Annotated in this window: 13 protein-coding genes, 1 tRNA gene and 1 riboswitch; of the genes, 11 read left to right on the plus strand and 3 right to left on the minus strand. The window is 69.9% G+C overall.

Annotated elements, in window-relative coordinates:
- Nucleotides 1–15: 15 nt before the first annotated feature.
- The 9 genes from ADK54_RS09120 (at nucleotide 16) to ADK54_RS09160 (ending at nucleotide 10,457) form a co-directional block, all read left to right on the plus strand.
- On the plus strand, nucleotides 16–1,272 hold the full coding sequence (locus ADK54_RS09120) for a cytochrome P450 family protein (protein ID WP_053725100.1): 1,257 nt from the start codon (nucleotides 16–18) through the stop codon (nucleotides 1,270–1,272).
- A gap of 135 nt (nucleotides 1,273–1,407) precedes the next feature.
- Nucleotides 1,408–2,418, plus strand: a complete 1,011-nt coding sequence (locus tag ADK54_RS09125; protein ID WP_053725042.1) for a transglycosylase family protein — start codon at nucleotides 1,408–1,410, stop codon at nucleotides 2,416–2,418.
- A gap of 257 nt (nucleotides 2,419–2,675) precedes the next feature.
- Nucleotides 2,676–2,844, plus strand: a riboswitch (cyclic di-AMP (ydaO/yuaA leader).
- 3 nt (nucleotides 2,845–2,847) lie between these two features.
- Nucleotides 2,848–3,564: a transglycosylase family protein gene (locus ADK54_RS09130; protein ID WP_053725043.1), complete on the plus strand. Its 717-nt coding sequence runs from the start codon at nucleotides 2,848–2,850 to the stop codon at nucleotides 3,562–3,564.
- Nucleotides 3,565–3,823: 259 nt separating this feature from the next.
- Nucleotides 3,824–5,110 (plus strand): phosphopyruvate hydratase, encoded by a 1,287-nt coding sequence (gene eno / locus ADK54_RS09135; protein WP_053725044.1) that lies wholly within the window; start codon nucleotides 3,824–3,826, stop codon nucleotides 5,108–5,110.
- Nucleotides 5,111–5,211: 101 nt separating this feature from the next.
- Nucleotides 5,212–5,700 (plus strand): FtsB family cell division protein, encoded by a 489-nt coding sequence (locus tag ADK54_RS09140; protein ID WP_053725045.1) that lies wholly within the window; start codon nucleotides 5,212–5,214, stop codon nucleotides 5,698–5,700.
- Nucleotides 5,701–5,731: 31 nt separating this feature from the next.
- Nucleotides 5,732–6,265, plus strand: a complete 534-nt coding sequence (locus ADK54_RS09145) for a DUF501 domain-containing protein (RefSeq protein WP_053725046.1) — start codon at nucleotides 5,732–5,734, stop codon at nucleotides 6,263–6,265.
- Nucleotides 6,262–7,176, plus strand: a complete 915-nt coding sequence (locus tag ADK54_RS09150) for a Ppx/GppA phosphatase family protein (RefSeq protein ID WP_053725047.1) — start codon at nucleotides 6,262–6,264, stop codon at nucleotides 7,174–7,176. The genes ADK54_RS09145 and ADK54_RS09150 overlap by 4 nt, the downstream gene beginning before the upstream one ends.
- A gap of 369 nt (nucleotides 7,177–7,545) precedes the next feature.
- Nucleotides 7,546–8,943 carry an NAD(P)/FAD-dependent oxidoreductase gene (locus ADK54_RS09155; protein ID WP_078966233.1) on the plus strand — a complete coding sequence of 466 codons (1,398 nt, stop codon included), beginning with the start codon at nucleotides 7,546–7,548 and terminating at the stop codon, nucleotides 8,941–8,943.
- 221 nt (nucleotides 8,944–9,164) lie between these two features.
- A complete protein-coding gene (locus tag ADK54_RS09160; protein WP_053725049.1) occupies nucleotides 9,165–10,457 on the plus strand; it encodes an SAM-dependent methyltransferase in 1,293 nt (430 codons plus the stop codon).
- 77 nt (nucleotides 10,458–10,534) lie between these two features.
- Here ADK54_RS09160 and ADK54_RS09165 read toward each other — a convergent pair whose 3' ends face one another.
- Complete coding sequence (locus tag ADK54_RS09165; protein WP_053725050.1) at nucleotides 10,535–13,066, minus strand: ABC transporter permease; 2,532 nt, start codon at nucleotides 13,064–13,066, stop codon at nucleotides 10,535–10,537.
- A 264-nt stretch (nucleotides 13,067–13,330) separates the two neighbouring features.
- Nucleotides 13,331–14,101, minus strand: coding sequence for an ABC transporter ATP-binding protein (locus ADK54_RS09170; protein ID WP_053725051.1), 771 nt, complete (start codon nucleotides 14,099–14,101; stop codon nucleotides 13,331–13,333).
- A gap of 444 nt (nucleotides 14,102–14,545) precedes the next feature.
- Between ADK54_RS09170 and ADK54_RS09175 the strand changes: the two genes are divergently transcribed.
- Nucleotides 14,546–14,627 (plus strand) — tRNA-Leu (locus ADK54_RS09175).
- 155 nt (nucleotides 14,628–14,782) lie between these two features.
- Nucleotides 14,783–15,646 (plus strand): Bax inhibitor-1/YccA family membrane protein, encoded by an 864-nt coding sequence (locus ADK54_RS09180; protein ID WP_053725052.1) that lies wholly within the window; start codon nucleotides 14,783–14,785, stop codon nucleotides 15,644–15,646.
- Nucleotides 15,647–15,716: 70 nt separating this feature from the next.
- Here ADK54_RS09180 and ADK54_RS09185 read toward each other — a convergent pair whose 3' ends face one another.
- Entirely contained in the window at nucleotides 15,717–16,910 is a 1,194-nt protein-coding gene (locus ADK54_RS09185) for a glycoside hydrolase family 64 protein (RefSeq protein ID WP_053725053.1), read from the minus strand.
- Nucleotides 16,911–16,914: the final 4 nt, after the last annotated feature.

Genomic DNA, 16,914 nt, shown 5'->3' on the forward strand with positions numbered 1-16,914 from the left:
GGATACGGTCGAGAGGTGCAGGACAACGACCCCATTCCGCCCGCCCCGCCCGCCCCCGAACTCTTCACCTGGGAGTTCGCCACCGACCCGTACCCGGCCTACGCCTGGCTGCGCGAGCACGCCCCCGTGCACCGCACCCGGCTGCCCAGCGGCGTCGAGGCGTGGCTGGTCACGCGGTACGGGGACGCCAAGCAGGCCCTCGCCGACCAGCGGCTCTCCAAGAACCCCGCGCACCACGACGAGCCGGCCCACGCCAAGGGCAGGACGGGCATCCCGGGCGAGCGCAAGGCCGAGCTGATGACGCACCTGCTCAACATCGACCCGCCGGACCACACCCGGCTCCGCCGCCTCGTCTCCAAGGCGTTCACTCCGCGTACCGTCGCCCAATTCGCGCCCCGGGTACAGGAGTTGACGGATCAGCTCATCGACGCCTTCGAGGGCAGGGGAGCGGCCGATCTCATCCACGAGTTCGCCTTCCCGCTTCCCATCTACGCCATCTGCGACCTGCTCGGCGTACCCCGCGAGGACCAGGACGACTTCCGCGACTGGGCGGGCATGATGATCCGACACGGCGGCGGCCCTCGCGGTGGCGTCGCCCGCTCGGTCAAGAAGATGCGCACCTACCTCGCCGAGCTCATCCACAAGAAGCGCGAGAACCCCGGCGACGACCTCATCTCCCGGCTCATCGAGGCCAGCGACCACGGCGAGCACCTGTCGGAGAACGAAGTCGCGGCCATGGCCTTCATCGTGCTCTTCGCCGGATTCGAGACGACGGTCAATCTGATCGGCAATGGGGTTTATGCCCTGTTGCGCAACCCCGGCCAACGGGAGCGGCTCCAGGACTCCCTCGCCGCGGGGGAGAGCGACCTCCTCGAAACCGGCGTCGAAGAGCTGCTGCGCTACGACGGGCCCGTCGAGATGGCCACCTGGCGGTTCGCCACCCGGCCGCTGACGCTCGGCGGGCAGGACATCGCGGCCGGCGACCCCGTGCTCGTCGTGCTCGCCGCCGCCGACCGTGACCCCGAGCGCTTCGCCGACCCGGACACCCTCGACCTCGGCCGCAAGGACAACCAGCACCTCGGGTACGGGCACGGGATCCACTACTGCCTCGGTGCCCCGCTCGCCCGGCTCGAAGGGCAGACCGCTCTGGCGACCCTGCTGCGGCGCCTCCCTGACCTGCGGCTCGGGGTGGAACCTGACGATTTGCGCTGGCGCGGCGGGCTCATCATGCGCGGACTGCGCACCCTGCCGGTCGAGTTCACCAGCCCATGACGATCACCCGCATCTGACGGACCGTCAAGACTGTGACTTTTATGTGATCTCGGGTGCATCGACTTGTGACAAGCGTTCGAGTACGGCTACGTTCACCGTTCATTCGGCTCAGCAGTCACACGGAAGGCCTTTTGCATGCGCTCCGGGAATGGACGGCATCGTCGACCCCGCCAGGCACCCGCTCTCGTCGTCGCGGCAGGAGTGACCGGATCGGCCATCGCCCTTCCTCTGCTCGCCGCGACCGGCGCGAACGCCGCGGACGCGAACACCTGGAACCAGGTGGCCGCCTGTGAGTCCGGCGGGATGTGGAGCGCCGACTTCGGCAACGGCCTGTACGGCGGGCTCCAGTTCTCGCAGGCCACCTGGGAGGCGTACGGCGGTACGGACTACGCCCAGCGCGCCGACCTCGCCAGCCGCGCCCAGCAGATAGCCGTCGCCGAGCAGCTGCTCGCGGCCAAGGGCCCGGGGGCCTTCGCGAACTGCGGCAGCGGCGCCGGGCTCACCAAGGGCGGCGGCTCGGCGAACGTCGACCCGGGCGCGCCCGACACGTCGACCGGGACGCCCACGCCCGCTCCCGCGACCCCCACCGCCCCGCCGACCAAGGCGCCCGATGCCCCGGCGCCGGGCGGCTCCACGCCCGCCACGCCGGCCCCGGGTGCCACGAAGCCGAGCGACCCGGCCAAGTCCCCGACGCCCTCCGCGTCCACCCCGGCGAGCCCCGGCAAGCACCGCGGGGCGCCCTCGCCGGAGGAGAGCGCGGGCACGGCTGCGGGCGGAACGTCCTCGTCCGCCCCGACGGCCGGTCAGGCCGAACCGGGCACTCCGGCCGGTACGAGTGGTTCGAACAATTCGGGCAACTCATCCGATAGCCGTGATTCCGGGCGGCATGCCTCGCGAGGTGACGATGCCTCACGTGAGTCCGGCAACACCCCCGCCGCGAACGGCGACTACACCGTCCGGCCCGGCGACAACCTGTCCGCCATCGCCGAGGCGAACAAGGTCCAGGGCGGCTGGCCCGCGCTGTACCACGCCAACGAGAAGCTGATCGGCACCGACCCCAACCTCATCCTGCCTGGCCAGAGCCTGGACCTGAAGGATGCGGCGGCGGCTCTGACGGCCCCGAACTCGGCACCGAAGCAGGGTTAGTTCGCGGGCCTATGTCCGTTCTGTGCAAATGAGACATGGGTCTCTTCGCCTCAACTGGCGTGTCCCGTCTGCCCGGTCCGTCCGCCCCGCCCCTCACCTGCGGAAACATCCCTTCTGTATCGGCAAGTAGGGGGGATTTCTCCCCGATGTGCGTCTTTGAACATTGGCGGGGCGTGTGTTTTCGTCGGACTCGCTCGTCACCACGAGCCCCGTCGACCGAGCACGCCGAATCCTGCCGTCGGCCGACGGGAACAGTCGACGCTTATGCGCCGTAGGCAGGAGCGGGGGACCCAAGGTAAGTGCCGGGCCCGGCAGTTCACGCGACTGCCGCAACGGCTTGGGGTGAAGACGGGCGCATCGACGCTCGGCCGGGCAGCTCACGCCCGAACCCGACAGCTCACCTCGCAGGCGTCGGTGAGGAGAACCTCCATGCTGCTTTCCGGCAAGGGCAAGCACCGTCGCCCGTCCAAGGCCGTCCGTGTCGCCACGCTGGCCGGTGTCACCGGCGCCGCCGTGGCCGCCCCGCTGATGGCGGCGGGCAACGCCTCCGCCGCTTCCGTCCAGACCTGGGACGCCGTCGCCCAGTGCGAGTCCGGCGGCAACTGGTCCATCAACACCGGCAACGGCTACTACGGTGGCCTGCAGTTCTCGCAGTCCTCCTGGGCCGCCGCCGGCGGCACCCAGTACGCCTCGCGCGCCGACCTGGCCACCAAGGGCCAGCAGATAGCCACCGCCGAGAAGCTGCTCGCCATCCAGGGCCCGGGTGCCTGGGGCTGCGCCGGCGCCGGCAACCTGACCGCGGGCGGCAGCAAGGCCGACGTGGACACCTCCGGTTCGTCCTCCTCGAAGCCGAAGGCCTCGAAGCCCGCGGCGCCCAAGCAGCAGGCCCAGCCCCAGCAGAAGTCGCAGCCGAAGGCGCAGAAGTCCGAGCGCACCGAGTCCGCGCCGGCCAGCCGCGACCAGCAGCGCACCGAGCCGGTCAAGCAGGGCAACGGCGAATACACCGTCAAGTCCGGCGACACCCTCGGCAACATCGCGGCCGCCAACGGCGTCAAGGGCGGCTGGCAGAAGCTGTTCGAGCTGAACAAGGACATCGTCAAGGACGCGAACCTGATCTTCCCGGGCCAGAAGCTGCACCTCGGCTGAGACTGACCCACCCCCAGGTCGCCCCGGCCCGGCGCGCATTCCCCCGTACGCGCCGGGCCGGGGTTTTCGCTGTTACCCAGCAGTAGTGTTGTGGTCCTTTGCCCGGGATTAAGGGTCCTTGGTCCCTTTTTCGTCCCAGGAGGCGGGCACTCGGCTGGCCGGAGCCCCAGAGCCGGTTAGGCTCTTGTCGCAAGGCGAACGCGACCCCGCACGACCTTGCACTGCTTGCGTCACATCTAGCGTCACATCCCAGAAGGAGATGCTCGTGCCGTCCATCGACGTCGTCGTAGCCCGGGAAATCCTGGACTCCCGAGGCAACCCCACGGTCGAGGTCGAGGTCGGCCTCGACGACGGCAGCACCGGCCGTGCTGCAGTTCCGTCCGGCGCCTCCACCGGTGCCTTCGAGGCCATCGAGCTCCGCGACGGTGACCCCAACCGCTACGGCGGCAAGGGTGTCGAGAAGGCCGTCCTCGCCGTCATCGAGCAGATCGGCCCGGAGCTCGTCGGCTACGACGCCACCGAGCAGCGCCTGATCGACCAGGCCATGTTCGACCTGGACGCCACGGACAACAAGGGCTCGCTCGGCGCCAACGCCATCCTCGGCGTCTCCCTCGCCGTCGCGCACGCCGCCTCCGAGGCCAGCGACCTGCCGCTGTTCCGCTACCTGGGCGGCCCCAACGCGCACCTGCTGCCCGTCCCGATGATGAACATCCTCAACGGTGGGTCGCACGCCGACTCCAACGTCGACATCCAGGAGTTCATGATCGCCCCGATCGGCGCGGAGTCCTTCTCCGAGGCCCTTCGCTGGGGTGCCGAGGTCTACCACACGCTCAAGGGCGTCCTGAAGCGCAAGGGCCTCTCCACCGGCCTCGGCGACGAGGGCGGCTTCGCGCCGAACCTGGAGTCCAACCGCGCCGCCCTGGACCTCATCGTCGAGGCCATCAAGGAAGCCGGCTACGCCCCGGGCAAGGACATCGCGCTCGCGCTCGACGTCGCCGCGTCCGAGTTCTACAAGGACGGCAAGTACGAGTTCGAGGGCAAGTCCCGCTCGGCCGCCGAGATGACCGAGTACTACGAGGAGCTCGTCTCCGCGTACCCGCTGGTCTCCATCGAGGACCCGCTGTTCGAGGACGACTGGGCCGGCTGGAACACCATCACCTCGCGCCTCGGCTCGAAGGTCCAGATCGTCGGCGACGACCTGTTCGTCACCAACCCCGAGCGCCTCGCGCGCGGCATCGAGGAGGGCTCCGCCAACGCCCTGCTCGTCAAGGTCAACCAGATCGGTTCGCTGACCGAGACCCTGGACGCCGTCGAGATGGCCCAGCGCAACGGCTTCAAGTGCATGATGTCCCACCGCTCCGGCGAGACCGAGGACGTCACCATCGCCGACCTCGCCGTCGCGGTGAACTGCGGCCAGATCAAGACCGGCGCCCCGGCCCGCTCGGACCGCGTCGCCAAGTACAACCAGCTGCTGCGCATCGAGGAGATCCTCGACGACGCCGCGGTCTACGCCGGCCGCAGCGCCTTCCCGCGTTTCAAGGGCTGACATTTGATGGGCTAAAGCCCTAGCCAGTCGTACGTACGTCCCCGGCCGCGGTCCCGTACCGTGTCCGGGGACGTACGTGTGTAAGGGGAGGCGGGAGAGCGATGGGCAAGAACGCCAAGGCCACGGACCGCGACCGGTTCTCCACCGCGGCCCGGCTCAAGGTGCTGGGCGAGCAGACCGCCGCCCGGGTCTACCGCTCGCAGAGCAAACGCCAGGCCCGCCGCTCCCGGCTCACCGGCCGGGCGGCGCTGCTCGCCCTGGTCCTCTGCTCGCTGATCGTGGCGCTCGCCTACCCCATGCGGCAGTACGTCTCGCAGCGCGCCGACATCTCCGACCAGCGGCGCAGGGCCGCCGAGGCCCAGAAGGCGGTCGAGGAGCTGCGGGACGAGAAGGCGCGGCTCCAGGACGACGCGTACATCGAGAAACTGGCCCGCGAGCACCTGCACATGCAGTTCCCGGGGGAGACCAGCTTCACCGTGGTCGACCCGGGCACGGCGAACAAGCACCGTGAGGACAAGGCCGCGACCAGCCGCGCCTGGCACTACAACCTCTGGGACGGCGTCGACAATGCCGACCGCCCCGCCAACTGACCACCTGCTAGCGATAGAGACTGACCCAGGCATGGAAACGCCCCCGCCCCAGACCGAACGCACCGAGCCCACCGACGCGGACATCGCCGCCTTCAAGCAGCAACTGGGCCGCCCCCCGCGCGGGCTGCGCGCGATCGCGCACCGCTGCCCCTGCGGCAACCCGGACGTCGTCGAGACGGCCCCGCGCCTGGAGGACGGCACGCCCTTCCCGACGACGTACTACCTGACGTGCCCGCGCGCGGCCTCCGCGATCGGCACGCTTGAGGCGAACGGCGTCATGAAGGAGATGACGGAGCGCCTCGCGAGCGACCCGGAGCTCGCCGCCGCCTACCGCGCGGCCCACGAGGACTACATCGCGCGCCGCGACGCCATCGACGTCCTGGAGGGCTTCCCGAGCGCGGGCGGCATGCCGGACCGGGTCAAGTGCCTGCACGTCCTCGTCGGTCACTCGCTGGCCGCGGGCCCGGGCGTGAACCCGCTCGGCGACGAGGCGATCGCGATGCTGCCCGAGTGGTGGGCGAAGGGCCCGTGCGTGACGCCGTGCGGCGGGGAGGACACCAAGTGACGCGCGTCGCCGCGATCGACTGCGGTACGAACTCGATCCGCCTCCTGGTCGCGGACGCGGACCCGGCTACCGGGGACATCGTCGACCTGGACCGGCGCATGACGATCGTCCGGCTCGGCCAGGGCGTGGACCGCACCGGGCGGCTCGCCCCCGAGGCCCTGGAGCGGACGTTCGCGGCGTGCCGCGAGTACGCCGCGGTGATCAAGGAGCTGGGGGCCGAGCGCATCCGCTTCGTGGCCACCTCCGCCTCGCGCGACGCCGAGAACCGGGACGACTTCGTACGCGGCGTCCTCGACATCCTGGGCGTCGAGCCCGAGGTGATCTCCGGCGACCAGGAGGCCGAGTTCTCCTTCACCGGCGCCACCAAGGAACTGCACGCCGACGGCGACTACCTGGTCGTCGACATCGGCGGCGGCTCCACCGAGTTCGTGGTCGGCTCCCGGACCGTGGAGGCCGCCCGCTCGGTCGACATCGGCTGTGTGCGGATGACCGAGCGCCACCACCCCGGCGACCCGGCCACGCCCGAGCAGATCGCCGCGATCCGCGCCGACATCGAGGCGGCCCTCGACCTCGCCGAGCAGACCGTGCCGCTGCGCGAGCCGCGCACCCTGGTCGGCCTCGCGGGCTCGGTCACCACCGTCGCCGCGATCGCGCTCGGCCTGACCGCGTACGACTCGGCCGCCATCCATCATTCACGTATCTCTCACGACGACGTCGCCGCGGTCACCGAGCGGCTGCTCGCCTCCACCCACGAGGAGCGCACCCGCATCCCCGTGCTGCACCCGGGCCGGATCGACGTCATCGCGGCCGGTGCGCTGGTGCTCCTTGCCGTGATGGAGCGGACCGGGGCCCGTGAGGTCGTGGTCAGCGAGCACGACATTCTGGACGGAATCGCCTGGTCGGTCGCCTGATCGCGGTCCTGGGAGGGCCTTTGGGCCCGGCCGCGCGAGAAAGTTCGTGAAGTTCTTCACAAGGAATTGGGGCCCCCGGGCCGAGGTTTGTGGTCCCGGGACCGCTTTCCGAGGCTCAGGGGCCCCTTCCGTGCGCATTCCAGACGGTGGTTGCCGTGTTACGCCTGCGTTTCATACGGCAGTGGTCCAGCGGGCCCGGCGCCGTGCAGGCCAGTTCAGGAGGGGTGAACAACGTTCTCCCCTATACCGTGGTTCCCTCATCGCGCCATGACCTCGGTCACGTGGGCCGCGCAGTGTAGCAGAGCCCCCTGCGAACCTTGTGAAGGGGCGCACGAGCGGGGGTCCATCGGCGGGTGGATACTCGATGGCATGAGCACCACGGAGCGTCCCAGGATCCTCGTAGTAGGTGGCGGGTACGTAGGCCTGTACGCAGCGCGACGCATTCTGAAGAAGATGCGTTACGCGGAAGCGACCGTCACGGTCGTCGACCCGCGCTCGTACATGACGTACCAGCCCTTCCTCCCCGAAGCCGCCGCAGGCAGCATCTCGCCGCGTCACGTCGTCGTCCCGCTGCGACGCGTCGTGCGTGGAGCCGAGGTGCTCACCGGCCGGGTCACCAGCATCGACCAGGACCGCAAGGTCGCCACGGTCGCGCCGCTCGTCGGCGAGGCCTACGAGCTGCCCTTCGACTACCTGGTCATCGCGATGGGTGCGGTCTCCCGCACCTTCCCGATCCCCGGTCTCGCCGAGCAGGGCATCGGCATGAAGGGCGTGGAAGAGGCCATCGGCCTGCGCAACCACGTTCTGGAGCAGCTCGACAAGGCCGACTCCACCACGGATGAGGACGTCCGCCGCAAGGCGCTGACCTTCGTCTTCGTGGGCGGCGGCTTCGCCGGCGCGGAGACCATCGGCGAGGTGGAGGACATGGCCCGCGACGCGGCCAAGTACTACACCAACGTCAAGCGCGAGGACATGCGCTTCATCCTGGTCGACGCCGCCGACAAGATCCTTCCCGAGGTCGGCCCGGAGCTCGGCCGCTGGGGCAAGGAGCACCTTGAGGGCCGTGGCGTCGAGATCTACCTCTCGACCTCCATGGACTCCTGCGTGGACGGCCACGTCGTGCTGAAGAACGGCCTTGAGGTCGACTCCAACACCATCGTGTGGACCGCGGGCGTCAAGCCCAACCCGGCGCTCTCCCGCTTCGGCCTCCCGCTCGGCCCGCGCGGCCACGTGGACGCCCAGCCGACCCTCCAGGTCACCGGCACCGACTACATCTGGGCCGCGGGCGACAACGCCCAGGTCCCGGACCTCGCCTCGATCAAGGCCGGCGTTCCGGCCGAGCGCGCCTGGTGCCCGCCGAACGCCCAGCACGCGCTGCGTCAGGCCAAGGTGCTCGGCGACAACGTGGTCTCCGGCATGCGGGGCTTCCCGCAGAAGGAGTACTCGCACTCCAACAAGGGTGCGGTGGCGGGCCTCGGCCTCCACAAGGGCGTCGCGATGATCGTCATGGGCAAGATGAAGATCAAGCTCAAGGGCCGTCTCGCCTGGTACATGCACCGTGGCTACCACGGTCTGGCCGTGCCGACCTGGAACCGCAAGATCCGCGTCTTCGCCGACTGGACGCTCGCGATGTTCCTCAAGCGCGAGGTCGTCTCCCTCGGCGCGATGGAGACGCCGCGCGAGGAGTTCTACGAGGCGGCCAAGCCCGCTCCGGCTCCCGCGGCCAAGGCCGAGGACAAGGCCGACGCGAAGGCCAAGGCCTCCTAGCCCCACCAGCGTTACCCCGAAGGGGCCGTCCGCCATCCGTGGTGCGGGCGGCCCCTTCGGCGTACCCGGCAGTCCGGGCTGCTTCATGATCGATTTCCGGCCAAGAAGATGGTGTATGCAGACATCCTGTCACTCTCATGCGCGGTAGCGGGATTGCCCCGCGCCCGGGCACTGTTGACGGGGGTGCTGAGACATTTCTGCGAGGCACGGAGGTGTGCACCATGGCCGACGCGGCGCTGCGGCTGACCGCTCTTGCCGAGGAATTGCTGGGGGAGGCACTCCCGGTACGCATCCGGGCGTGGGACGGCAGCGAGGCGGGCCCGCCCGGCGCCCCGGTTCTCGTCGTACGCCACCGGCGCGCGCTGCGCCGACTGCTGTGGAAGCCGGGCGAACTGGGCCTGGCCCGCGCCTGGGTGGCGGGCGAGGTCGACATCGAGGGCGACCTGTACGCGGCCCTCGACCTGCTGGCCGGGCTGATCTGGGAGCGCGGCGGCGAGCCCAAGGACACCCTCCACCCGGTGCGCGACCCGAGGCTGCGGGCCGCCGCCAAGGCCCTGGTGAAGCTGGGCGGCGCACTGCCCCCGCCGCCCCCGCCAGCCGAGGAGATGCGGCGCCGCACCGGCCGACTGCACACCAAGCGCCGCGACAAAGAGGCGATCAGCCACCACTACGACGTCGGCAACGACTTCTACGAGCTGGTGCTCGGCCCGTCGATGGTCTACTCGTGCGCGTACTGGGAGTCCCCCGAGGCCACCCTCGAAGACGCCCAGCGCGACAAACTCGACCTGATCTGCCGCAAGTTGGCCCTGAAGGAGGGCGACCGGCTGCTCGACGTCGGCTGCGGCTGGGGCTCGATGGCCATCCACGCGGCCCGCGAGTACGGCGCCCACGTCGTCGGCATCACGCTGTCGCGCGAACAGGCCGCGTTCGCCCGCAAGCGGATCGCCGAGGAGGGGCTCACCGACCGGATAGAGATCCGCGTCCAGGACTACCGGGAGGTCAAGGACGGCCCGTTCGACGCGATCTCCTCCATCGGCATGGCCGAGCACGTCGGCACGGTGCGGTACGCGGAGTACGCCGACATCCTGTACGCCCTGCTCAAGGACGGCGGACGGCTGCTCAACCACCAGATCGCCCGGCGCCCCGAGCGGGACGAATCGGCGTACCAGGTCGACGAGTTCATCGACAAGTACGTCTTCCCCGACGGCGAGCTGGCCCCGCTCGGCCGCACCCTCGCCACCCTGGAGGAGGCCGGGTTCGAGGCCCGCGACGTCGAACCGATCCGGGAGCACTACGCCCTGACGCTGCGTCACTGGGTGGCGAACCTGGAGTCCGACTGGGCCCGCGCCGTGCGGTACACCAGCCCCGGCCGGGCCCGGATCTGGCGGCTCTACATGGCGGCCTCCGCGCTCTCCTTCGAGCGCAACCGGATCGGGGTCAACCAGATCCTGGCGGTGAAGACCCCGGTGGGCGGCGCCTCGGGAATGCCGCTGAGGTCCCGCACCTGGAACTGACCGCAGGACGTCGAAGGGTCCCGGGAGGCGAACTCCCGGGGCCCTTCAACTCGCTTGCGTGCGGCGGTACTTGACGACTACTCCGTCTTGATGGCCGTCAGCATGTTGAGCTTCGCGGCGCTGCGGGCCGGCCACATCGCGGCGAGCACGCCCACCAGCCCTGCGAGCAGCAGGAAGATGCCGATGCGGTCCCACGGGATGACCAGGGCGTAGTTCGGGATGGACTTCTTGATGGTCTGGCCGATGGCCCAGGCGAGGAAGGAGCCGAGGCCGATGCCGATCACCGCGCCGAACATCGAGATGACGACGGCTTCCAGGCGGATCATGCGCTTGACCTTGCGGCGGTCCAGGCCGATCGCCCGCAGCATGCCGATCTCCTGCTGGCGCTCGAACACCGACATCGCGAGCGTGTTGACGACACCGAGGACCGCGATGATCAGGGCCATCGCGAGCAGGCCGTACATGATGTTGAGCAGCGTGTTGATCATGCCGCCGAACTCGTTGCGGATGTCCTGCTGGTCCATGATGCTGATCGCCGGGTTGTCACCGAGCGCGCTGACCAGGGCCTTCTCGTTGGCGCTGGTGGCGCCGCCGTCCGTCTTGACGAAGATCTGCGGGATGTAGGGCTTGGTCTCGTGCGGGTCGAGCACGGAGGTCGGGGCGAGCACCGAGTCCAGGAACTCGTTCTCCTTGTACGTCGCGCCGATCGTGAGCTCGCCCTTCTTCTTGTCCGCGAACTCGACGGCGACCTTGGAGCCGGGCTTCCAGTTGTGCTTGGCGGCGGTCTTGTCGTCGACGGCTATCCGGCCCTGGCCGAGGGTGGCGAGGGAGCCGGACACCGGCTCGACGTTGATGACCTTCTCGATGTCGCCGGGCGTGACGCCCGCCACCGACTGGTCGTGGCCGTCGAGCTGGAGGTACGAGGACTCCTTCGGGGAGACCGCCGAGACGCCCGGGGCCTTGCGCAGCGCGGACAGGACGTCCTTGTCGAGCCCGGAGCCGTTGGCCGCCATCTGGACCATGTAGTCGGCCTTGATGTTGTCGGTCGTCATCTTGTCGATGGCGGTGCCGAGCGTGACGCCGAGCACGGACAGGCCGGTGACCAGGGTGAGGCCGATGGCGAGCGCGGAGGCGGTGGCGCCGGTGCGGCGCGGGTTACGCACCGCGTTCTGGCTGGCGAGCTTGCCGGAGACGCCGAACGCCTTGCTGAGCGCGGGCCGTACGAGGGCGATGATCGGGCGGGACAGGAGCGGGATCAGGATGATGATGCCGACCAGGGCGAGGAAGGCGCCGAGGCCGATGAGCATCTTGCCGTCCTTGCCGGCGGCGGCACCGGCCATGACCGCGCCCGCACCGGCGAGGGTGATCACGCCGCCGATGGAGTTCCGTACGACCAGGGACTTGGTGGTGGCCACGCCGTGCACGCTGTTCATCGCGGCGACCGGCGGGATCTTCGCGGCGCGCCAGGCGGGCAGCAGGGCGGCGATCAGGGTGACGAGGACGCCGACGGCGAGGGCGGCGATCACCGGCGTCGCCGAGACGATCAGCGGGCCGTCCGGCAGCTTGGCGCCGAAGGCACCCATCGCGGACCGCAGCCCGGTCGCGAGGCCGAGACCGAGCGCGAAGCCGATCGCGGAGGCGATGGTGCCGACCACCAGGGCCTCGGCGAGCACCGAGCGGCGGACCTGCCCGCGCGAGGCGCCGACGGCACGCATCAGGGCGAGCTCACGGGTGCGCTGCGCGACCAGCATGGTGAAGGTGTTGGAGATCAGGAAGATGCCGACGAACAGTGCGATCGCGGCGAAGGCGAGCAGCGTCTGGTTGAGGCCGCTGAGGCCCTGCTCGATGTCCTTGGCCTCCTGGTCGGCGAGCGCCTTGCCGGTCTTGGCGTCGGCGTCCTTGGGGAGCAGCGGCTTGACCTCGGTGAGGATCTTCTGGGCGTCGGCGCCGGGGGCGGCGGCCACGCTCACCTTCTGGAAGTAGCCCGGCTTGAGGTAGAGCTGCTGTGCGACGGCGGTGTCGAACAGGACGAGGCTGCCGCCCGCGTTGACCGCTCCGTCCTCGGTGGTGAAGACGCCGGCGAGCTTGTACTGCTTGACGGGCCCGTTGGTGGCCACCCGCACGGTGTCGCCGACCGTGTACTCGCCCTTGGCGGCGGTGTCCTTGTCGAGGGCGATCTGGTCGTCCCGCACCGGGCCCGAGCCCTGCGTGAAGGTGTACGCCGGGTCCTTGCCGTCCTGGCCGGGGGCGAAGTTGCCGCCCTTGTTGGCCCAGCCCTGGCCGATCAGTTTGCCGTCGGTGCCGGCCACACCGGCGAAGCCGTCCACCCGGCCGGTGGCCGAGGCGACCCCGTCGAGCTTCTCGATCTTCTGCAGGGTCTGCTTGCTGACACCGGGCTCCCGCTCGACGTCGTCACGGCTGCCGTACGTGGTGACGGCGACGGCCACCTTGTCGTAGCTCTTGGACGACTGGTTGCGGAAGGCGTTGCCGAGGGTGTCGGTGAAGACGAGCGTGCCGGAGACGAAGGCGACGCCGAGCATGACGGCGAGCACCGTCATCAACAGCCGGGCCTTGTGCGCGAGCACGTTGCGCAGGGCGGTCTTGAACATTTCTTCTCAGTCCTGGGTGATCGAGGGCCAGTCGGCAAGCAGCGGGCGGCTAGCCCTCCGACTCTGGGCGCCGGAAACTCAGCCCCTCCGACGCGTTGGACGCCTCTCCGGCGACGTTTGGACGCCGGGGGCCAAAATCAGCCCCTCCGGCGATTGAGGAGCGGGGGTCTGGGGGCAGGGCCCCCAGAGGTACCGGGTACGGGCGCGGGGGCCTGGCGGCGCAGGGCTAGGGGGTTCGGGGGCGAAGCCCCCGACGGCTCCGGGTCAGCTGGTGCGGCCCTTCGCGTCGAAGGCCTTCATGCGGTCGAGCACCCCGTCCGCGCTGGGCCGGAGCATCTCGTCGACGATCCGCCCGTCGGCCAGGAATATGACCCGGTCCGCATAGGACGCGGCGACCGGGTCGTGGGTCACCATGACGACGGTCTGCCCGAGCTCGCGCACCGAGTTGCGCAGGAAGCCGAGGACCTCGGCGCCGGAGCGCGAGTCCAGGTTTCCGGTCGGCTCGTCACCGAAGATGATCTCCGGCTGGGAGGCGAGCGCGCGGGCCACGGCGACGCGCTGCTGCTGGCCGCCGGAGAGCTGGGTGGGGCGGTGGCCGAGCCGGTCGGCCAGGCCCACCATGGAGATGACCTGGTCGAGCCACTGCTTGTTGGGCTTGCGGCCCGCGATGTCCATGGGCAGCGTGATGTTCTCCAGGGCGGTCAGCGTGGGCAGCAGGTTGAACGCCTGGAAGATGAAGCCGATCTTGTCGCGGCGCAGCTGCGTGAGCTGCTTGTCCTTGAGCGAACCGAGCTCGGTCTCGCCGATGCGGACGGAGCCGGAGCTGAAGGAGTCGAGGCCCGCGACGCAGTGCATCAGGGTGGACTTGCCGGAGCCCGACGGGCCCATGATCGCGGTGAACTCGCCCTGCCGGAAGTCGACCGTGACCTGGTCCAGGGCGACCACCTGGGTCTCGCCCGTGCCGTAGACCTTCGACAGCTCGATGGCGCGGGCGGCCACCGCGGTCGCGCGGTGTGCGGTGGGGATGGTGGTCACGGAGGTACTCCTGTCGAACGGCTTTCGGGGACTTCTCCATCCTTGCCGCCGTACGGCGGCACATCGTCAGTCCCTGTGCCCGTTCGCTGGCCCTCTTGAGTCGGACGGAAGAACCCCCGCCGTCCTCCTGAGGTATGACGGCACCCCTGAGACGCGCACGGGATCGAGGCGGACTCCGCCGCCGCTCAAGGCGTACTCCGGCGAGCTGTGCCAGCGTCAGGTGCGAGGCGGAATCGGGCATCGACTTTCCGTCATTCCGGGCCCGCATATCGGGGTACCCCGGACGCCCTGCCAACCGCCTCCGGCATGTGCCAACACCGCCCCGAGCTGTGCTGACGCACCCTCAGGTGTCAATAAAATAAGACAACATCGGGTGGTTGTTCCGCTGTTCGGGGGATGCGTCGGGCTAGGCTCGTCCCGCGAAACGCGGAGCCGCGCGCCCTTGCCCGGATGGTGGAACGCAGACACGGCGAGCTTAAACCTCGCTGGCCTTCGGGCCGTGCCGGTTCGAGTCCGGCTCCGGGCACTCATGCAGGTTCCGGCTTCCCGCGCGTCGGGTCGTCGGACCCTTGCACCCCCCTCCTCCACGCGTGAAGATCCTCCCTAGGCATTACGTCGGTTTCTTTGCGAGCCTATTACTCTTGACGGCAAGGCCGCGCACGGTGGCCATGGAGGAGTGAGATGAGGAGCAGCAACCCGGTCTTCTCGCGACGGGGGTTCAGCCGCGACAACGGCTACGCCGGTTTCAACACCGCGCAGTCGCCGCAGGCCGGGGGCAACCCGTACGCGCAGGCGCCCACGAACCCGTACGCGACGAACCCGTACGCCCAGCAGGACACGCAGCAGGCGCCGGCCCGCTCCGGTGTGATGACGATCGACGACGTGGTCGCGCGCACCGCGATCACGCTCGGCACGGTCGTCGCCGGTGCGGTCGTGGCGTGGCTGGCGCTGCCGGTCGACGCGGCGCACATCGGCAAGTCGTACGGCATCGCGTTCGGCGCGGCCCTGGTCGCGTTCGTCCTCGCCATGGTCCAGTCCTTCAAGCGCAAGCCGACTCCGGCGCTGATCCTCGGGTACGCCGCCTTCGAGGGCGTCTTCCTCGGCGTGATCAGCTCGGCCGTCACGACGCACGTGTCGGCGGGTGCGGTACCGCAGGCGGTGCTCGGCACCATGGCGGTCTTCGCCGGTGTGCTCATCGCCTACAAGACCCGGCTGATCCGGGTCAACCGCCGCTTCACCGGCTTCGTCATGGCCGCGGCCATCGGCTTCATGCTGCTGATGCTGGTCAACCTGCTGTTCTCGGCGATCGGCGGGGGCGACGGCCTCGGCTTCCGCAGCGGCGGCCTCGGCATCCTCTTCGGGATCGTCGGCATCATCCTGGGCGCCTGCTTCCTGGCCATCGACTTCAAGCAGGTCGAGGACGGGATCACGTACGGGGCCCCGCGCGAGGAGTCCTGGCTGGCGGCCTTCGGCCTCACCATGACCCTGGTGTGGATCTACCTGGAGGCGCTGCGGCTGATCTCCATCCTGCAGGGCAACGACTGACACCGGCGACGGTGAACGTCACGAGGGGCCCCGCCCGGCACACCGCCGGGCGGGGCCCCTCGTCGTGTGCTCACCAGCCGATCGACAGCGTCAGATCGGTGGGCGGGTTCGCGTTGCCCAGGATCTGTACCGAGGACTGGTCATTGATGTCGTCGTACGGGAAGCCGTACGCGCGGCCGTCCAGGCCGACCGTGTGGAAGAAGGCCGCGTAGTCGTTCTTGGCGGCCGTGCCCTGGTAGTACGCGGACGGGGTGTGCCACAGCGCGGTGTTCTGGGCCACGCCCCGGTTGAACGCGGCGCAGAACTCCGCGCCGAGCCGCTTCTCCTCGTCGCCGCCCGAGGCGAGCGCGCCCGAGCAGGCCATGACCTCGCGCGAGGTCGGCTTGTGCAGGGTGAAGGGGCCCGCGCCGTTCCTGGTGAAGGTCAGGGTGTCGCCCGCGACCCGCCCGGAGAACGTCTCGCCCGGCAGGCTCAGGGTGAAGGGGTGGGACGCGTAGTAGCTCCAGGTCTGGTCGATGGTCGCGGTCAGGTAGTCCGCCGGGAAGCCGGCGGCCGAGCGCGGGGCCACGATCCGGTAGGTGGACCGCAGCGGCTCGAAGGCCGCCCCGACGCCCGCCGCGTACGCCGACATGACCTGGGCGCGGGTCCTGGTGATGCCGCGGGTGGTGTCGTAGCCGCTGGAGGTCTGGCGCAGCCGGGAGGTCATCGGGAAGCCGAACTGGTCGACCTGGGTGGTGTTCCCGCCGTACGCCGCCTGCCCGTTGACGAAGGTGTACTCGTACCAGTCGTAGTAGACGTCGTTGTTGGGGTCGGACGGGTTGTTCGGGTCGGGGCCGCCCCAGCCCTGGTCGTCCGGCGAGACCGGGATGTAGAGCGGCGAGCCGAGCGAGAGGTAGACGCGGCCGCCGCGGATCGAGGACGGGGAGGCGACCCGGCCGCCCGCCTGGGCCAGGGTGAACGACATGTTCGGGTAGTTCACGCCGTGCTTGGAGAGGTGGCCCGGCGCGTTCGCGTCGAGGTGGTTGATGTGGGCCGTGCTGCCGTCGGGCTTGAGGTACGACCACTGGCCGGGGGTGATCTGGCCGAGCACGGTGACGTAGATCTGCGCGTCGGCGTACGCGCCGTGGGTGTTGTTCTGGAAGACGATCGGGAATCCGGCCGCGGCGGCCGGGGTGTTGGCGGCCGTCGCCGTGCCGCCGCCCGCGCCGAGGAACATCAGGGCGCCGGCGGTCGCGGCCGCGAGGAGGAGCCGTACGGTCTTCATGCCT

Origin of the sequence: Streptomyces sp. WM6378, assembly GCF_001279695.1 — a bacterium.
Lineage (GTDB): Bacteria > Actinomycetota > Actinomycetes > Streptomycetales > Streptomycetaceae > Streptomyces.